The following is a 15,985-nucleotide window of genomic DNA, read 5'->3' as shown; positions in this document are numbered from 1 at the left end:
TCTAGCGGGCTTGTTGGAGAACCGTGGCGAATTGCTTCTTGACCGGCTCACTCATGTTGGTGGCCAGCTTCTGGCCGAGCGCCCACAATTCCCTGTTCTGTTCGGTTGCCATGGCGAAACTCTTGCGGGCGTGCTCGGCGGACAAGCTCAAGACATCGGTCGGTGACTTGCTGGCGAGGAGATCGACGAAGAAGCCGAACGCCGAGGCGGCGTTGGCATGCGAAATCTCGAGCACTTTGAGCCCGTAGTCGGCCGCGCCTTGCGCATTGGATGAATACGCTTCGCTGAACGCCTGCGCGCGGGCAAAACTGCGTTCGGCGAGATCGCCAACCACACCAGGGATGGCAATCCTCGAAAACGGAAACGATTGCGTTCCGTTGGTGCTGGCGCCGTTGCCCGTGACTTTCGTTTTAGTTTCACTCAAAGTGCAGTCTCCCTCGCGAGCGAAAGCCTTCCTCGCAACGCTTGTCCGCGTCACGAGAGCTGATGCTCCGTGCTTCCGTTTTGATTTTGGGTGAGTTTTCAGCCCGTCCCGACGCTAATGTGCGGGACAAGAGCACGACTGTCGGTTCGGTTTGCGACTCTCGTGAAAATTATTTTTGAGATGTCAACTCAAACCAACGTATGTTTACGGGCATTCTGTGTATAACGTGGATATCGTGGGCAGCAGGCGATTCTTTTTTCAGCGTAAGGTTGTGCAAAAAATATTCGCGTCAGTCGCGCTGAGAACCCGTCGCGGGTTTTGCGAAAAGTGCCGACATCGCCGCAAGTTGCGACCCTACCTTTGACTGGAGCGTGAAGCGGTTCGTGGTTGTCGCGCTCACGCCGCGAGCGTCTTGCGCAGGGCCGCCTCGATCCCGATCGCGGCCTTGACCTGCGGCCGCGCCTGCATGCGGGACAGATAGTCCGCGAGCTGCGGCCATTGTGCCACATCGACGCCGGCGGCGCGGAGCAGCAGCAAGGTCCAGGTGAGATGCGCATCCGCGACAGTGAAACGGTCGCCGACCAAGAATTCCCTGGTCGCGAGATGCGCAGCCGGGATCGACAAGGTCTGTCCAATTCTGGCGCGCGGCTTGGCGAGCGCGGCGTCATCCTTGTACCAGAAGGTCGGAAACAGGAACGCCTTGTGGATTTCGGCGCCGACAAAACTCAGCCATTCCTGCAGGCGGTAGCGATCGGGATGACCGGGCGGCGGGGCAAGGCCGAGCTCGGGCTTGAGGTCGGCAATATATTGCAGCACTGCGGCGCTCTCGGTGAGGCGGTCGCCGTTCTCCAGCACCAGGACCGGGACCGCGCCCTTCGACGACACGCTGCGGAAATCGCTGTCGTCGTCGACGACCTTCTTGGTCCAGATATGGGCGAGGTGATAGCGCGCCTCGATGCCGGCCTCCATCAAGGCGATGCGGCTCGACAGCGAGCAGGCCATCGGAAAGAAATACAGCTGCAGCATGGCGCGCTCCGTCACTTCAGCGCGTCGCCGCGCGCGATGATCGCAAAGCGGTCGGACAGCTCGGCGAGCGCGACCGCGTGGATGGTGCGGGCGTCGAGCGTGCCGCCGCGACCGTCGGGCAGGTCGCGCGTGGCGCAGGCATCGGCATCGATGGTGGTGCGGAAGCCGAGGTCGAGCGCGGCGCGCGCGGTGGAGCTGACGCACATATGCGTCATGAAGCCGGCCAGCACGATGTTCTTGCGCTCGGTCGCGGCAAGCCGCGCCTGCAGATCGGTGCCGGCGAAGGCGTTCGGCAATTCCTTCTCGATCACGAGTTCGCCTGCGCGAGGGCTGAGCTCGGCGACGATGGCACCGCGGTCGGCGCTGCGATCGAACAGGCTGCCGGGCTTGCCGCGATGGGCGATGTGGATGATGGACGCGCCGCTCTCGCGGGCCCGCGCCAGGAGCGCCGCGGCTTGCGCGGTCGCGGGCTTCGCGTCGGGCAGGGCGAGGGGACCTGCGAGGTATTCATTCTGGATGTCGATCAGCACCAGCGCGGCGTCGCCGAGGCGCGGCGGGGTGAGATCGGCGCCGGCGAGCTGCAGCAGGGTCTTTGCGGATGTCATGGGCCTTGGATCTCCGGGACGTGTGGCTCACCAAACATAGCCGCTCGGACGCCTGCCGATATGCAGGGATATTGCAGCCGATGGCTGCGATATTGCAGGCGGCTCGCGCGCGATGTAGCCTCAAGCGATGAACTGGGACGACCTCCGCATCATCGCCGCCGTGAGGGACGAGGGCACCTATGCCGGCGCCAGCGCGCGGCTGAAGATCGACGAGACCACGGTCGGGCGCAGGCTGTCGCGGATCGAGCGCTCGCTCGGCCTGCGCCTGTTCGAGGCCGCCGACGGCGTTCGCAAGCCGACCCGGCAATGCGAGGCGGTGCTGGCGCATGTCCAGGCGATGGCCGCGCATGCCGCCGAGATCGGCCGCATCGGCGAAAGTCTTCCGGGCCCGGTGGGGCGCCTGCGCATCGCTTCCACCAATGCGGTCGCCGAGGAGGTGCTGTCACCGCGCGCGAGCGATTTCCTGCGCGCCAATCCCGGGCTGTCGCTGCAATTCCTGACCTCGAGCGAGAACGTGAAGTTCTCGCGCTGGGAAGCCGACCTCGCGATCCGCCTGCGCAAACCCGACAAGGGCGATTTCGCGATCTCGAAGCTCGGCGACATCAGGCTCTATTTCTTTGAACCGGTCACCACCGATGACGAGCCCGTGCTGTGCGCGTATCCGGATGAGCTCGGGCCCATTCCCGAAACGCAATTCCTGCGCGCCAGGAAAGCTCGCGCACGCTGCGTCACGCACAATGTCCGCGTCATCCGGACGCTGATCCGTTCGCATCAGGCCGCTGGCGTCCTGCCGGAGCACAGCTGCGCGGATCTGCTCGCCGATCGCCGCCTGCGCGCGACGCTGCTGCCGAAGCGGCGCGACGTCTGGCTGCTGGTGCAAAACCACCTCAAGCGCGACGCCGCGACGCGCGTGACGATCGACTGGGTGCGGGCGTGCTTCCAGGAATTGCCGCACAATTGACACCGCTGTCGTCGTGATGAGTGCGTCATACGACGCGGCGTGCGACAAAAAATTTTTCAATCACCCCCTTGCAACCCGAACGTGCTTCGTCTATTAGCCCGCTCCTTCGCTTTGGCCATGTGTTCAGGCTCGTTGAGATCCTGACTGGCGCGGGTTGCTCTGCAGCTTCGTGTTCCGCTGAAGGGAAGGCCACGAGATGTAGCTCATGGAGAGCGTCGGAGCTGAAACTCCGAAGGCGTCGGTTCGATTCCGATCTCTCGCACCACAAAGGATAGCTCAGTTGGGTAGAGCAGTTGACATTGAATCAACGGGTCGCGGGTTCGAATCCCGCTCCATAGCGCTCCGTTTCAGCCTGCAAAGCTGATACCTCTGAAGGGGACCGGACGCGCGCTTCAGTCGCAGTCCGGTCGTTTTGCCGAAAGGCTTTTCGTCCGAACTTAAGACACTGTGAGACCGGCTATGCGCCGCGGTGGATGCCGCTTGCGCTGATGCCGGGTGGCTCCGCACGGCCGCGCGGCTTCTGTCGCGCGATCGCGCGCGTGCGCCCGTCATCGCGCAAGCTCAAGCCACGGCCCGCTGCGCCTTACAGGAAGTCGCGTCCGCGTCCTCACGTCCTTTGCCAACGAAAACCCGCTGCGCGGCCCATGGGCCGGCGGCAAACGATGGAGACGTGCCATGACCTGGCATCTGATGACCAAGCTGACCGTGAAGGACGGTGAGCGCGCGCTGTTGACACGCAACGGCCGGCTCGAGCGTGTGCTCGCGCCCGGGAAGCATCGCCTGTTCGACCTGCGCAACGAGCTCGTGGCCGGCGTGTACAATGTCGTGGGGACCGAATTCCCCGCGGATCGCTACGCCGTGATCAAGGCTGCGCGTCCTGATCTCGCCGCGGAGCTGTTCGAGGCGGTGGAGACGAAGGCGAACGAGATCGCCATCGTCAGCCTCGACGGCCGTCCCGCGCAGGTGATGACGCCCTGGCAGCTGCGCGTCTACTGGAAGGTCGTGACTGCGGTCACGGTCGAGCGCATCGACGTGGCCGAGCAGCCGCGCGTCACCGCACAGCATCTGGCGATGATCCAGCCCAACCGGGCTGGTGTCATCACCGAGGCCGTGATCGAGAACCACGAGGCCGGTCTGCTCACCGTCGAGGGCAAGCTGGTTGAGCGCTTGGCGCCTGGCCGTCACGCGTTCTGGATCGCCGGTCGCAAGATCGAGGTGAAGCGCCTCGACCTGCGTCCCCAGGTGCTCGAGATCACGGCCCAGGAGATGCTGACCAAGGATCGCATCGCGCTGCGCGTGACGCTGACCGCGTTCCGCCGGATCGTCGATCCCGAGAAGGTCGTTGCCAGCGTTCCCGACGTGGATGCGTGGCTGTACCGTCTGGTGCAGTTCGCGATCCGCGAGGCGGTTGCCGGCCGCACGCTCGACGAGGTGCTGTCGGCGAAGGCTGCGCTCGACGACGAGCTGCGGGCATACGTCCGTGAGCGCGTCGCGGAGTCCGGTGTCGAGGTGACGGAGCTCGGTGTGAAGGACGTGATCCTGCCCGGCGAGATCCGCGAGCTCGTCAACAAGGTGGTGGAGGCGGAGCGGGTGGCGAAGGCCAACCTGATCCGTCGCCAGGAGGAGACCGCGGCGACGCGTTCACTGCTGAACACCGCCAAGCTGATGGAAGAGAACCCTCTGCTGCTCCGGCTCAAGGAGCTGGAGTCGCTGGAGCGCCTGGTCGAGAAGGTCGGCCGCATCGACCTGCATGCGGGCGACGGGCAGGGCCTTGATGCGCTGCTCACCAGGCTGGTTCGCCTGAAGGCGCCCGAAAGCGCCTGAAAGAGAATGCGTGACAAGACAGAAGGGCCGCCCACGCGCGGCCCTTCACGGACATCACATGACAGGAGCCTGTTATGGCTGAGATCTATTGGAGAGCGGACAACATCGCCACCATCGCGGGCTTTCTCTCGGCGGCCGAATGCGACGACTATATCGCGCTTGGCGAGGCGACCGGTTTCGAGGACGCACCGATCACCACCTCGCGCGGGATGATCATGATGAAGGACGTGCGCAACAACAACCGGGTCATGATCGATGATCCGGCGCGGGCGCTGGCGCTTTATCAGCGGCTCGCCGACGATCTGCCGCCCCGCTTTCAGCAGAGATGGTGGCCAGTGGCGTTCAACGAGCGGCTTCGACTCTACCGTTACGACATCGGGCAGCAGTTCGATTGGCATCGTGACGGTTATTTCGAGCGGCCGAACGGCGAGCGCAGCCAGTTCACGTTCATGGTCTACCTGAACGACGACTTCGAAGGCGGCGCGACGACGTTCAGCGACGATGGCTTCGGTTTCGGGACCAGCGGAATGCTGCGCATCACGCCGGCGAAGGGCATGGGGCTGTTGTTCCACCACCCGATCCTGCATCGCGGCGATCCCGTCTCCGCGGGGCGCAAATATGTGCTGCGGACCGACGTGATGTACCGCCGTATCGCCACGCTGACGGCATGAGCGCGTGAAAGAAAAAGGGCCGCCCACGGGCGGCCCTTTGCATTGCGATGGAAACGCGCGATCCGATCAGCGCGCGGCGCCGAACATCTCGAGGCCGGAGACCAGCGTTGCCTTCACGGCGCCGGTGCTCTCGATGGCCTCGACGAGCCGGATCGCTGCAGCCGGGCCGATGCCGGTGATGACGCTGACATAGTCGTGCGCCGAACCGCGGGTTGAGTAGAGCCGGCACTGGCCGCCGGCCTTCTGCACCGCCTTGGTGACGTCGTTGGCGCCGCGCTTCTTGTCGGCGTCGCTCTGCGACCGGCCTTTTTCGGTACGGCTGATCAGGTAGAAATGGGTGATCTCGTCCGCGTCGGCGCCCTTGATAATTTGTCGCATTATTCATTTCCTCCAATATGATCCCGCCGCGACACAATCGAACCAGTCGCCGGGACTGTCAATATTGGTTGAATTGACGATGCCGCACAATTCGGCGTGACGCCGGCGGTCAGGCGAGCTCTTCGAGCAGGGCGCCGGCTTCCCGCAGGTCGGGCGCATCGAATCCTTCGGTGAAGGCGCCATAGACGCTTGCCAGGAGATCGCGCGCCTCGACGTGGCGGTCCTGTGTGCACCACAGACGCGCGAGACGGATCGATGCACGCAATTCGTACGGCCTGGCGCTCTGCCGCCGCGCCACCGTGATGGCCTGATGATAGCTCGCTTCGGCCGCGGCGAGATCGCCGGCGGCGTTGAGCAGATCGCCACGCAGCCGATGCAGTTCGGCCTCGCCGAACCGCTCGTCGGTGACCTCGATGATCTGCTCGGCCTCGGTCAGGCAATCCAGGCCCTCGGTGGTCTGGCCGAGGGTGGCGTGAGCGCCGGCGATCATCCGGAGCAGATCGGGCGTGCCGGTGACGGCGCCGGTGGTCCGGATCGCCACCATCGCGTGCTGGATCTGCGTCAGCGCGGCCTGGCCATCGCCGAGCGCGGTCAGCGACACGCCGCGATACGCCGTGGCCCAGCCGAGATGCAGCGGGAAGCCGCGCTCGGTCGACAGCGCCATCAGCTCCGCCACATGCGTTTCCATGTCCGGCGAGCCGGTCAGGCCTTCGACCGGACGCGCCGACAGCAGCACGTCGGCGAGCGTCTGGGGATGGTTGAGCCGTCGTGCCTCGGCCAGCGCTTCGCTCAAGCGCGCGCTGGCCTGGTCGAGGAAGCCGAGCATTGCCAAGGTCCAGGCGAGATAGGTCAGCGTCATCACATAGGGGTCGGCGGAGGAGACGCCACGGCGGTGCGCGGGATCGGCGAGGCCGTGGCAGCGCTCAAGCAAGTCGCGCGCGCCGGCAAAGTCGCCGAGGAACAGCAGCGAGCGTCCGTTGGCCCAGCGGCCGACCAGTTGCGCTCCGATGTCATGGCGCGCTTCGCCGACATGCTCGAGCTGCTCGGCCAATGCGAGCGCGAGCCGGTGCTCGCCACGCACCCGGTGAAACGACGATTGGCCGAGGATCACCGGCCAGAGGTAGCGCGGCTGATCGATCTGTTCGGCGAGCACGCGGGCGCGCGCCAGCGTCTCGCCGACCTCGGGCGCCGAATAGCCCTTCAAGGCCATCAGCGCCAAACCGAGTCCAAGCTGCAGATCGAGCTCCTGCTTGCGCCGCTCGGCACCATCGGGCACGCCGTCGAGCGCCTGCAATCCCTTGCGCAGCTGGGCGGCGGCCTCGATCATCGCCGAACGCGCCAGCGCCTGCTGGCCGGCCTTCAGCCAATAGGCGACGGCGCGCCCGGGCTGTCCGGCTTCCGTGTGATGCCGGGCCAGCAAGGCGGGCTGTGCCGCGACGATGTCGGGGAATTGCGCTTCGAGCGTATCGGCGATGCGGCTGTGCGCCTGCTGGCGGGGGCCCCGCAGCATGGTGCCGTAGGCGGTATCCTGCACCAGCGCGTGCTTGAAGGTGTATTCCGCCTCGGGCGGTTTGCCGCGCTGGAAGATCAGCTCGGCATCGACGAGCTGCTGCAAGGTCTCATCCAGCGCCGCCGGCGGCATCGCCGTCACGGCGCTGATCAATTCATAGGAGAATTGCCGGCCGATCGCCGCGGCGATCTGCGCCACATTGCTGGTCGGTCCGAGCCGGTCGAGCCGCGCCAGCAGCGATTCCTGGAGCGAGGTCGGGATCGCGAGCTGCGTCACCGGACCGACCGCGATGTAGCGATCGTCCTGCTCGACGAGTGCGCCGCTCTCGACCACGGCCTTGGTCAGCTCCTCCACGAACAGCGGCACGCCGTCGGTCCGCTCGGTGATCTGGTCGGCGACCTCCTGCGGCAAATTCTTGCGCGCGGTGATGTGCGAGATCATCTCGGTGCAGTGCCGGCGCTGCAGGCGATCGAGGCCGATCGTCGTGACCTGCGGCCGGCCGGACCACGGCGGCACGAAGTCCGGGCGGAAGGTCGCGATCGCCAGCATCGGCAGGGCAGGGGCGCGGTCGATGATCTGCTCAAACAGCTCGAGCGAGGTCGGGTCCGCCCAATGCATGTCCTCGAGCAGCAGCAGCAGCGGCTGGCGCATCGCGAGCCCTTCGACCTGACCGAGCAGCGCCTGCAAGGTCTTCTCCTTGCGCTTCTGCGGCGTCAGGTCGAGCGCCGGATAGGCTTCGCCGTTCGGGATCGACAACAGGCCGGCGAGCAGCGACACGGTCTCGCCGCGGCTGCGGGTTGCCGGTGCCAGCGCGGCCTCCAGCTTGGCCAGCCGTTGCTCGTCCTTGTCGTCGCGGCGAAAGCCGGCGGTGCGCTCGAGCTGGGTGATGACGGGATAGAGCGCGGTGTGCTGGTGATAGGGCGAGCAGAACTGGCGCAGCGGCGTATGCGGCTCGTTGCTCAGCCGCTCCAGCAGGTTCTGCGCGATCCGCGACTTGCCGATGCCGGCTTCGCCCGACAGCAGCACCACCGAGCCCTCGCCATGATGCACCGCCTGCCAGCGCCGCATCAGCAGGTCGACCTCCTCGAAGCGGTTGACCAGCGGCATCGTGGAGGTGCGCAGCGCCTCGAAGCGGTTTTCCGCGGCGCTGACGCCGAGCGCCCGCCACACCTCGACCGGCTCGTCAAATCCTTTCAGCTCGAAGGTGCCCATCTCGCGGTAGTCGATCAGACCGGCCGTCAGACGGCGGGTGCTGGACGAGATCACGACGGAGCCGGGTTCGGCCATGGCTTGCAGCCGCGCCGCCAGGTTCGGCGTCTCGCCGATCACGGTCTGCTCGGCCGCCGAGCCTGCGCCCACGAGGTCGCCGACCACGACGAGGCCGGTCGCGATGCCGATGCGCACCTGCAACGGCGCCTGCGCCGGCGTCTGCAGCTTCGGCACCGCTTCGACCAGCGAGAGGCCAGCCCTCACGGCGCGCTCGGCGTCATGCTCATGGGCCTGCGGATAGCCGAAATAGGCGAGCACGCCGTCGCCCAGATAGCGCGCGATGAAGCCGCCGGCGCTGGTGATGATGTCGGTGCAGCAGCGCTGATAGGCGCCGATGATTTCGCGCAGATCTTCAGGATCGAGCCGCGTCGACAGTGCCGTCGAGCCGACCAGGTCGCAGAACATGATGGTGAGCTGGCGGCGGTTGGCGGCATCGGCCCGGCGTGGGGTGGCGGTCTGCTCCGGCAATGCGTTCGTCTCGGCAGTCCCGAGATTGGCGACGGCGCGCAGGAATTTGCGGCGGTGGCCCAGCAGCAGTCCGAGCTGCGCGAGATCATGATCCGTCAGGTCGTGGACGACACTGAGGTCGACCCCGTTCTGGTGGAAGGCCTCGGCATATTGCGGAAGGCCGATCTCTGAAAGCCAGTCGTCGATGCCCAAATCGAGTCCTCTTGGCCGCGTTCGTGCCCATCCGCGGCCCAACCATTCATCCCGCGGCTTCTGTTCTAACCGCGGGGGATTCCCGCACCCGTTTTAGATTTGCCGCCCCGCTTCGTCAAAACGTCTCGCCGCCACATTGTTGCAAAGGAATCAGGCATCTCGATCCCGGACGAAGGGAGGAGCCCGTTCAAGGGACTGAAATACCCACAAAAACAAAAACCCCGGCATCGCTGCCGGGGTTTTGCATCTTGTTGTCGTTGAGCGAGATCCCGGCTCTGCGGTGCACCGCTTCGCGCTGCACCGCGTCCGGGACGACTTCGTCGCTTAGAAGTCCATGCCGCCCATGCCGCCGCCCGGGGGCATCGCGGGGCCGCCGGCGTTCTTCTTCGGCAGCTCGGCGACCATCGCCTCGGTGGTGATCAGGAGCGCTGCAACCGAGGCAGCGTTCTGGATCGCGGTGCGCACGACCTTGGTCGGGTCGATGATGCCCTTCTTGACGAGGTCGGCGTATTCGCCGGTCTGGGAGTCGAAGCCGTGCGTGTAGGTCTTGTTCTCCAGGATCTTGCCGACGATGACGGAGCCGTCCTCACCAGCGTTGATCGCAATCTGGCGAGCCGGAGCCGACAGCGCCTTGCGCACGATCTCGACGCCGGTCTTCTGGTCGTCGTTCTTGGTGCGCAGGCCCTTGAGCTGCTCGGAGGCACGAAGCAGGGCGACGCCGCCGCCCGGGACGATACCTTCCTCGACAGCCGCGCGGGTCGCATGCATCGCGTCATCCACGCGATCCTTGCGCTCCTTCACCTCGACCTCGGTCGCGCCGCCGACGCGGATCACCGCGACGCCGCCTGCGAGCTTGGCCAGACGCTCCTGCAGCTTCTCACGGTCGTAGTCCGAGGTGGTCTCCTCGATCTGCGCCTTGATCTGGGCAACGCGGGCGTCGATGTCGGCCTTCTTGCCGGCGCCGTTGACGATCGTGGTGTTCTCCTTGTCGATCATCACCTTCTTGGCGCGGCCGAGCATCTGCAGCGTGACGTTCTCGAGCTTGATGCCGAGGTCTTCCGAGATCGCCTGGCCACCGGTCAGGATCGCGATGTCCTGCAGCATGGCCTTGCGGCGATCGCCGAAGCCCGGAGCCTTGACGGCCGCGACCTTCAGGCCGCCACGCAGGCGGTTGACGACGAGGGTGGCAAGCGCCTCGCCTTCGACGTCTTCAGCGACGATCACCAGCGGCTTGCCGGTCTGCACGACGGCCTCGAGCAGCGGCAGCAGCTCGTTCAACGAGGAGAGCTTCTTCTCGTTGATGAGAATGTAGGCGTCGTCCATCTCAACGCGCATCTTGTCGGCGTTGGTGACGAAGTAGGGCGAGATGTAGCCGCGGTCGAACTGCATGCCCTCGACGACGTCGAGCTCGGTCTCGAGCGACTTGGCTTCCTCGACGGTGATGACGCCCTCGTTGCCGACCTTCTTCATGGCATCCGAGAGGAACTTGCCGATTTCGGCATCGCCGTTGGCGGAGATGGTGCCGACCTGGGCGATCTCCTCGTTCGAGGTGACCTTCTTGGAGTTCTTCTGCAGGTCCGCAACCACGGCCTCGACCGCGAGGTCAATGCCGCGCTTGAGGTCCATCGGGTTCATGCCGGCGGCGACCGACTTGGCGCCTTCCTTCACGATCGCGGCCGCGAGCACGGTCGCGGTGGTGGTGCCGTCGCCGGCCGCATCAGCGGACTTGGAGGCGACTTCGCGCACCATCTGGGCGCCCATGTTCTCGAACTTGTCGTCGAGCTCGATCTCCTTGGCGACGGTGACGCCGTCCTTGGTGATGCGGGGAGCGCCGAACGACTTGTCGAGCACCACGTTGCGGCCCTTCGGACCGAGGGTGACCTTCACCGCATTGGCGAGGATGTCGACGCCGCGCAGCATCTTGTCGCGCGCTTCGACCGAGAATTTGACTTCTTTGGCTGCCATGTGAGTTGTCTTCCTTGAGAATTGATCTTTGGAGGGGAGAAGCGCTTAAGCGGCCTTCTTCTTGGAAGCGGGGACGTCGAGCACGCCCATGATGTCGCTTTCCTTCATGATCAACAGGTCCTGCCCGTCGATCTTGACCTCGGTGCCCGACCACTTGCCGAACAGGACGCGGTCGCCGACCTTGAGGTCGATGGGGATCAGCTTGCCAGCTTCGTCGCGGCCGCCCGGGCCGACGGCGATGACTTCGCCCTGGGAGGGCTTTTCCTTGGCAGTGTCCGGAATGATGATGCCGCCAGCAGTCTTCTCTTCGGCGTCGATACGCTTGACCACGACGCGGTCGTGAAGCGGACGGAATTTCATGCAGTCCTCCTAAGCATTTGCATATGTTGTCGGATTTTTGGAGCGTTAGCAGTCCAGACTAGCGAGTGCTAGTCCAGCCGCGGCTGAGATAGGCCAGCTTTGGGCGCCGGGCAAGGGCTTCTAGCAGAAAATTTGGCACTCGGATGGCACGGCTGCCAGAATTGTTTTTCATTCTTAACGATGCCGAGGGGCTGCCGACCCCGTATTAGCACGTGCGGTAAGCTGCTGCTAACGCATGAAATTTCAACAACTCATTAAACATTTGGGCTTGTGATGAGTTAGTCGCGTGCGTCACATTTCTCTCATGTGAGCGCAATCTTGGCCGGGGTGTCCGGCAGGTCGGCCACCCCAATGAATGCGCTCCGTCACAGGAGGTTGGCATGGTCTCGCGGGTTGGTGGGGTTGTTTCCGACGACTTCCGGAAACAGTTGCTGGGGTACGGGCTGACGACGGCGCAAATTCTCTACCGGATGCCGGATCATCCCTCGTTGCTGCAGACCTATGTCTGGCAGAACTACGATCTGTTCCCGAAATTCCCGGCGCTGCAGGACTTCCTCGCGTTCTGGCAGGAGAAACTCGAGGGGCCGCTGTTCTCGGTGACGGTGGCGCACTCCAAGCTGGTCAAGCCGGCCGAGATGCGCGCCGTCGACGGCGTCTTCAGGTTGCACTGAGGCTCGATCTTGTAGGGTGGGCAAAGGCGCGTAGCGCCGTGCCCACCCTCGCGAGCACACCGGGAATGGTGGGCACGTCGCTTGCGCTGCTTTGCCCACCCTACAGACCGCAATCCGTGTTAGCCTCCGTCATGAAATCATCAGGGAGGCAAGCATGGCCAAGAAGCCGGCATCAAGACCCGCAGCCAAGACGGCGGTCAGGAAGAAATGGACCGGGCACAAGACCGCGGCCAAATCCTCCGCGCGCAAGGCGATCAAATCGAAGGGCCGCGTCTCGACCGCCAAGCCGAAGGCGAAAGCGCGGCCGAAGCAGCGCATCGCGATCAGCCATCACCGCGAGGAAGATTTCAAGGCCGACGGCCTGCGTGCCTACGCCAAATATCGCGATCTCGGCATCGCCGCGGCATCGCATGGTCTGGCGCAGGCGCATGTCATCCGCCTGCAGGGCCCGTGCAATCCGGAGGAAGTGTCGAAGCTGCACTTCCACGACGTCCAGTTCCAGATGGTCTACGTGCTCAAGGGCTGGGTGAAGACCTACATGGAAGGCGAGGGCGAGACGCTGATGAAAGAAGGCAGCGCCTGGACCCAGCCGCCGAAGATCAAGCACATGATTTTGGATTACTCCGACGACGTCGAGCTGCTGGAGGTGATCCTGCCGGCAGAGTTCAAGACGGTGGGGTTGAAGGCCTGACGTCGTAGATCTCGTAGCTTCGTAGCCCGGATGGAGCGAAGCGAAATCCGGGAAAGTTTCTCCGCGGATGATGCGGCCCCGGATTGCGCTGCACTCCATCCGGGCTACGCAGTTACGTCAACAGCCCCACGATCGCGCCCATCAGACACGTCGTCAGCGTGCCCGAGACGATCGACTTCAGCCCGAGCGCGTTGATCTCCTCGCGCCGCTCGGGCGCCATCACACCGAGGCCGCCGATCATGATGCCGAGGCTGCCGAAATTGGCGAAGCCGCACATCGCATAGAGCATGATCAGCCGTGAGCGCGGATCGAGCGCATCAGGGCCGAGCTTGGCGAAATCGACATAGGCGATCAATTCGTTCAGCACCGTCTTGGTGCCCATCAAACTGCCGGCCGTGATCGCCTGCGGCCAGGGCAAGCCCATCAGCCAGCACACCGGCGCCATGATGTATCCGAGCAATCTTTGCAGCGAGATTTTTGCGCCGCCGATCTCCGGCAACAGGCCGATGATGGCGTTGGCAAGATAGACCAGCGCGACCAGCACCAGCAGCATTGCGACGATGTTGAGCAGGAGCTCGAGGCCCGCCGTGGTGCCCTTGACGATCGCATCCATGGTCGAGGACACGCCGGCTTCCGGATCGTTCAACAACCCGCCCGTCCGCTTGTCGGACGTCTCCGGAACCATGATCAGGCTGATCAGGATCGCAGCCGGTGCGCCGAGCACGGAGGCGATGACGAAATGCGCGGCCGCATCCGGGATCAGGGGTGCCAGCAGCGTCGCGTAGAGCACCAGCACGGTGCCGGCAATGCCGGCCATGCCGCCGGTCATCACCAGAAACAATTCGCTGCGCGTGAGTTGCGCGAGGTAAGGGCGGATGAACAGCGGCGCCTCGACCATGCCGAGGAAGATGTTGGCGGCGGTCGACAGCCCGACCGCGCCGCCGACGCCGAGCGTGCGCTCCAAGAGCCAGGCCATGCCGCGCACGATCGGCGGCAGCACGCGCCAATAGAACAGCAGCGTGGTCAGCACGCTCATCACGAGCACGATCGGCAACGCCTGGAACGCCAGGATGAAATCCGCGCCCGGCGCCTTGGGATCGAACGGCAGCGTGCCGCCGCCGACATAGCCGAACACGAAAGCGGTGCCGGCGCGCGTCGCCGCGGCGATGGTGCCGACGGCGTCGTTGATGGAGCCGAACGCCCTGGTGACCAGCGGCACCTTGATCAGGACGACAGCGGTGACGATGGTCGCGACCAATCCGATGGCGGCCTGACGGAGCGAGACCGCGCGGCGGTTCTCGCCGAGCGCCCAGGCGATGCCCAGGAGCGCGACCACGCCGAATGCCGATTGCAGCTGCAGCATCATGCCCCCGCAGAAACCCCTGCAGCGATTATGGCAGGGGCTTCGCGCCGCGCAATGCTGTTGCGCGTTGGCGTGGCAGCCATTGACAACTCATTGGCGCTCAGCCACGGCTCGGCCATGTCCTCGATGATGCCGGTCGGCGCCCGCGATCTCCTGAAGCACAGACCGTTTCTGTTCTTCCTGCTGTCGCGCAGCCTGTCGCGCTTCTCCAGCCAGATCGGCGCGGTCGCGATCGGCTGGCAGATCTATGATCTGACCGGCAGCGCCTTCGATCTCGGCATGGTCGGGCTGGTGCAGTTTCTCCCCACCGCCTTGCTCGTCTTCGTCGCCGGCCACGCCGCCGATCGCTTCGAGCGCAAACGCGTGGTGCAGGCCTGCCAGCTCGCGGAAGCGGCGACGGCGCTGTTTCTCGCGGGCAGCACCTTCGCCGGCACGATCAGCGAGGTGCAGATCTTCATTGCCACCTTCGTGATCGGGATCGCCGGTGCGTTCGAAAGCCCGGCGACCGCGGCGCTGTTGCCGCTGATCGCGCCGCAGGGCTCGCTGCAGCGCGCGACCGCGATCTCCAGCGGCGCCGCGCAGGTTGCGACCATCACGGGCCCTGCGCTCGGCGGGCTCGCCTATGCCTTCACGCCGAGTCTCGCTTACGGGATCATGGTGGTGTTCTGGCTGTTCGGCATGGTGCTGACCGGCGGCATCGGCCGGCTGCAGCAGGCGGTGGTGAAAGACTCCGACGCTTCGGACGATCTCTATGCCGGCGTGAGGTTCGTGCGCAGCAATCCGGCGATCCTCGGCACCATCTCGCTCGATTTGTTCGCGGTGCTGTTCGGCGGCGTCACCGCGCTGCTGCCGATCTATGCCCGTGATATCCTCGTCACCGGCCCGCTCGGGCTCGGCATCCTGCGCGCCGCACCTGCGGTCGGGGCGCTGTTCATGACCATGGTTCTCGCTCGGCACACCATCAACCGCCATGTCGGCCGGCGCATGTTCCAGGCCGTCATCGTGTTCGGCGTGGCCACCGTCGTGTTCGCGCTGTCGCAATGGATGTGGCTGTCGGTGCTGGCGCTCGCGGTGCTCGGCGCCGCCGACACGATCAGCGTCGTGATCCGCTTCTCGCTGGTGCAGCTCGCGACCCCCGACGAGATGCGCGGCCGCGTCGGCGCGGTGAATTTCCTGTTCATCAATGCCAGCAATCAGCTCGGCCAGTTCGAGAGCGGCGTCGTCGCCGCGCTGCTCGGCACGGTCGCCTCAGCCGTCCTCGGCGGCGTCGCCACCGTCGGCATCGCATTGCTCTGGATGAAGCTGTTCCCGACGCTGCGGGATGTGGAGAGGCTGGAGTAACTTTCGTGTCCCGGACGCGGCGCAGCGCGAAGCGGTGCGCCGCAGAGCCGGGACCTATCGCGGCTCATGGAGATATGGGCCCCGGTTCAGCAGCGCAGCATTGCACGCTGCGCTGCGCCCGGGGCAGGAGACCGGCTCCCGGAGGACGTGTGTTTTAGAGACGCCACACGAACGGCGTATTCCCAACTGCATTGTATCGTGAAGGATCGGAAGATCGGTCTCCACGTCTGGCAGAGGGAGCGATGGGCCTGCGATCGAAATTATCA

Annotated in this window: 14 protein-coding genes and 1 tRNA gene; 7 read left to right on the top strand and 8 right to left on the bottom strand. The window is 65.1% G+C overall.

Annotated elements, in window-relative coordinates:
• Position 1: 1 nt before the first annotated feature.
• From JQ604_RS17720 to JQ604_RS17710, 3 genes are all read right to left on the bottom strand, one after another.
• Positions 2–424, bottom strand: a complete 423-nt coding sequence (locus tag JQ604_RS17720; RefSeq protein ID WP_249158320.1) for a phasin family protein — start codon at positions 422–424, stop codon at positions 2–4.
• A gap of 396 nt (positions 425–820) precedes the next feature.
• Positions 821–1,450, bottom strand: a complete 630-nt coding sequence (locus JQ604_RS17715) for a glutathione binding-like protein (protein WP_212358875.1) — start codon at positions 1,448–1,450, stop codon at positions 821–823.
• 11 nt (positions 1,451–1,461) lie between these two features.
• A complete protein-coding gene (locus tag JQ604_RS17710; RefSeq protein WP_212358873.1) occupies positions 1,462–2,055 on the bottom strand; it encodes a cysteine hydrolase family protein in 594 nt (197 codons plus the stop codon).
• A 127-nt stretch (positions 2,056–2,182) separates the two neighbouring features.
• On the opposite strand from JQ604_RS17710, the gene JQ604_RS17705 reads away from it, so the two are divergent.
• From JQ604_RS17705 to JQ604_RS17690, 4 genes are all read left to right on the top strand, one after another.
• A complete protein-coding gene (locus JQ604_RS17705; RefSeq protein WP_212358871.1) occupies positions 2,183–3,016 on the top strand; it encodes a LysR family transcriptional regulator in 834 nt (277 codons plus the stop codon).
• Between the two features lie 269 nt (positions 3,017–3,285).
• Positions 3,286–3,351, top strand: a tRNA-Gln gene (locus JQ604_RS17700).
• 340 nt (positions 3,352–3,691) lie between these two features.
• Positions 3,692–4,840 carry a slipin family protein gene (locus tag JQ604_RS17695; RefSeq protein WP_212358869.1) on the top strand — a complete coding sequence of 383 codons (1,149 nt, stop codon included), beginning with the start codon at positions 3,692–3,694 and terminating at the stop codon, positions 4,838–4,840.
• A gap of 74 nt (positions 4,841–4,914) precedes the next feature.
• Positions 4,915–5,511: a 2OG-Fe(II) oxygenase gene (locus JQ604_RS17690; RefSeq protein ID WP_212358867.1), complete on the top strand. Its 597-nt coding sequence runs from the start codon at positions 4,915–4,917 to the stop codon at positions 5,509–5,511.
• 66 nt (positions 5,512–5,577) lie between these two features.
• Here the strand turns inward: JQ604_RS17690 and JQ604_RS17685 are convergent, their stop codons facing one another.
• The 4 genes from JQ604_RS17685 to groES all read right to left on the bottom strand — a co-directional run bounded on the left by JQ604_RS17685 (position 5,578) and on the right by groES (position 11,653).
• Positions 5,578–5,889, bottom strand: coding sequence for a hypothetical protein (locus JQ604_RS17685; protein ID WP_212358865.1), 312 nt, complete (start codon positions 5,887–5,889; stop codon positions 5,578–5,580).
• 109 nt (positions 5,890–5,998) lie between these two features.
• Positions 5,999–9,328, bottom strand: a complete 3,330-nt coding sequence (locus tag JQ604_RS17680; RefSeq protein ID WP_212358863.1) for an adenylate/guanylate cyclase domain-containing protein — start codon at positions 9,326–9,328, stop codon at positions 5,999–6,001.
• A gap of 324 nt (positions 9,329–9,652) precedes the next feature.
• Complete coding sequence (groL, locus tag JQ604_RS17675; protein ID WP_212358861.1) at positions 9,653–11,293, bottom strand: chaperonin GroEL; 1,641 nt, start codon at positions 11,291–11,293, stop codon at positions 9,653–9,655.
• Positions 11,294–11,338: 45 nt separating this feature from the next.
• On the bottom strand, positions 11,339–11,653 hold the full coding sequence (gene groES / locus JQ604_RS17670) for a co-chaperone GroES (protein ID WP_212358859.1): 315 nt from the start codon (positions 11,651–11,653) through the stop codon (positions 11,339–11,341).
• A gap of 380 nt (positions 11,654–12,033) precedes the next feature.
• Here groES and JQ604_RS17665 point away from each other — a divergent pair, with 380 nt between their 5' ends.
• Both JQ604_RS17665 and JQ604_RS17660 read left to right on the top strand, forming a co-directional pair.
• Positions 12,034–12,324, top strand: coding sequence for an usg protein (locus JQ604_RS17665; protein WP_212358857.1), 291 nt, complete (start codon positions 12,034–12,036; stop codon positions 12,322–12,324).
• Between the two features lie 154 nt (positions 12,325–12,478).
• Positions 12,479–13,015 (top strand): cupin domain-containing protein, encoded by a 537-nt coding sequence (locus tag JQ604_RS17660; protein WP_212358855.1) that lies wholly within the window; start codon positions 12,479–12,481, stop codon positions 13,013–13,015.
• A 112-nt stretch (positions 13,016–13,127) separates the two neighbouring features.
• Here JQ604_RS17660 and JQ604_RS17655 read toward each other — a convergent pair whose 3' ends face one another.
• Positions 13,128–14,378: a NupC/NupG family nucleoside CNT transporter gene (locus JQ604_RS17655; protein WP_212358853.1), complete on the bottom strand. Its 1,251-nt coding sequence runs from the start codon at positions 14,376–14,378 to the stop codon at positions 13,128–13,130.
• Between the two features lie 117 nt (positions 14,379–14,495).
• Here JQ604_RS17655 and JQ604_RS17650 point away from each other — a divergent pair, with 117 nt between their 5' ends.
• The gene (locus tag JQ604_RS17650) at positions 14,496–15,719 is read left to right on the top strand and encodes an MFS transporter (RefSeq protein WP_212359253.1); all 1,224 of its coding nucleotides are present in this window, start codon (positions 14,496–14,498) and stop codon (positions 15,717–15,719) included.
• Positions 15,720–15,985: the final 266 nt, after the last annotated feature.

It is taken from the genome of Bradyrhizobium jicamae, from assembly GCF_018130695.1.
GTDB classification, from domain to species: Bacteria; Pseudomonadota; Alphaproteobacteria; order Rhizobiales; family Xanthobacteraceae; genus Bradyrhizobium; species Bradyrhizobium jicamae_B.
Note: the sequence above shows the minus strand (reverse complement) of the source record. Positions and strands in the feature narration are given on the sequence as shown.

Bases quoted from the DNA above. Each gene is read 5' to 3' on its own strand.
- JQ604_RS17650 (WP_212359253.1), top strand. From the start codon at position 14,496: ATGTCCTCGATGATGCCGGTCGGCGCCCGCGATCTCCTGAAGCACAGA.
- JQ604_RS17715 (WP_212358875.1), bottom strand. From the start codon at position 1,450: ATGCTGCAGCTGTATTTCTTTCCGATGGCCTGCTCGCTGTCGAGCCGC.
- JQ604_RS17655 (WP_212358853.1), bottom strand. From the start codon at position 14,378: ATGCTGCAGCTGCAATCGGCATTCGGCGTGGTCGCGCTCCTGGGCATC.
- JQ604_RS17660 (WP_212358855.1), top strand. From the start codon at position 12,479: ATGGCCAAGAAGCCGGCATCAAGACCCGCAGCCAAGACGGCGGTCAGG.
- groES (WP_212358859.1), bottom strand. From the start codon at position 11,653: ATGAAATTCCGTCCGCTTCACGACCGCGTCGTGGTCAAGCGTATCGAC.
- JQ604_RS17705 (WP_212358871.1), top strand. From the start codon at position 2,183: ATGAACTGGGACGACCTCCGCATCATCGCCGCCGTGAGGGACGAGGGC.
- groL (WP_212358861.1), bottom strand. From the start codon at position 11,293: ATGGCAGCCAAAGAAGTCAAATTCTCGGTCGAAGCGCGCGACAAGATG.
- JQ604_RS17685 (WP_212358865.1), bottom strand. From the start codon at position 5,889: ATGCGACAAATTATCAAGGGCGCCGACGCGGACGAGATCACCCATTTC.
- JQ604_RS17695 (WP_212358869.1), top strand. From the start codon at position 3,692: ATGACCTGGCATCTGATGACCAAGCTGACCGTGAAGGACGGTGAGCGC.
- JQ604_RS17690 (WP_212358867.1), top strand. From the start codon at position 4,915: ATGGCTGAGATCTATTGGAGAGCGGACAACATCGCCACCATCGCGGGC.
- JQ604_RS17665 (WP_212358857.1), top strand. From the start codon at position 12,034: ATGGTCTCGCGGGTTGGTGGGGTTGTTTCCGACGACTTCCGGAAACAG.
- JQ604_RS17710 (WP_212358873.1), bottom strand. From the start codon at position 2,055: ATGACATCCGCAAAGACCCTGCTGCAGCTCGCCGGCGCCGATCTCACC.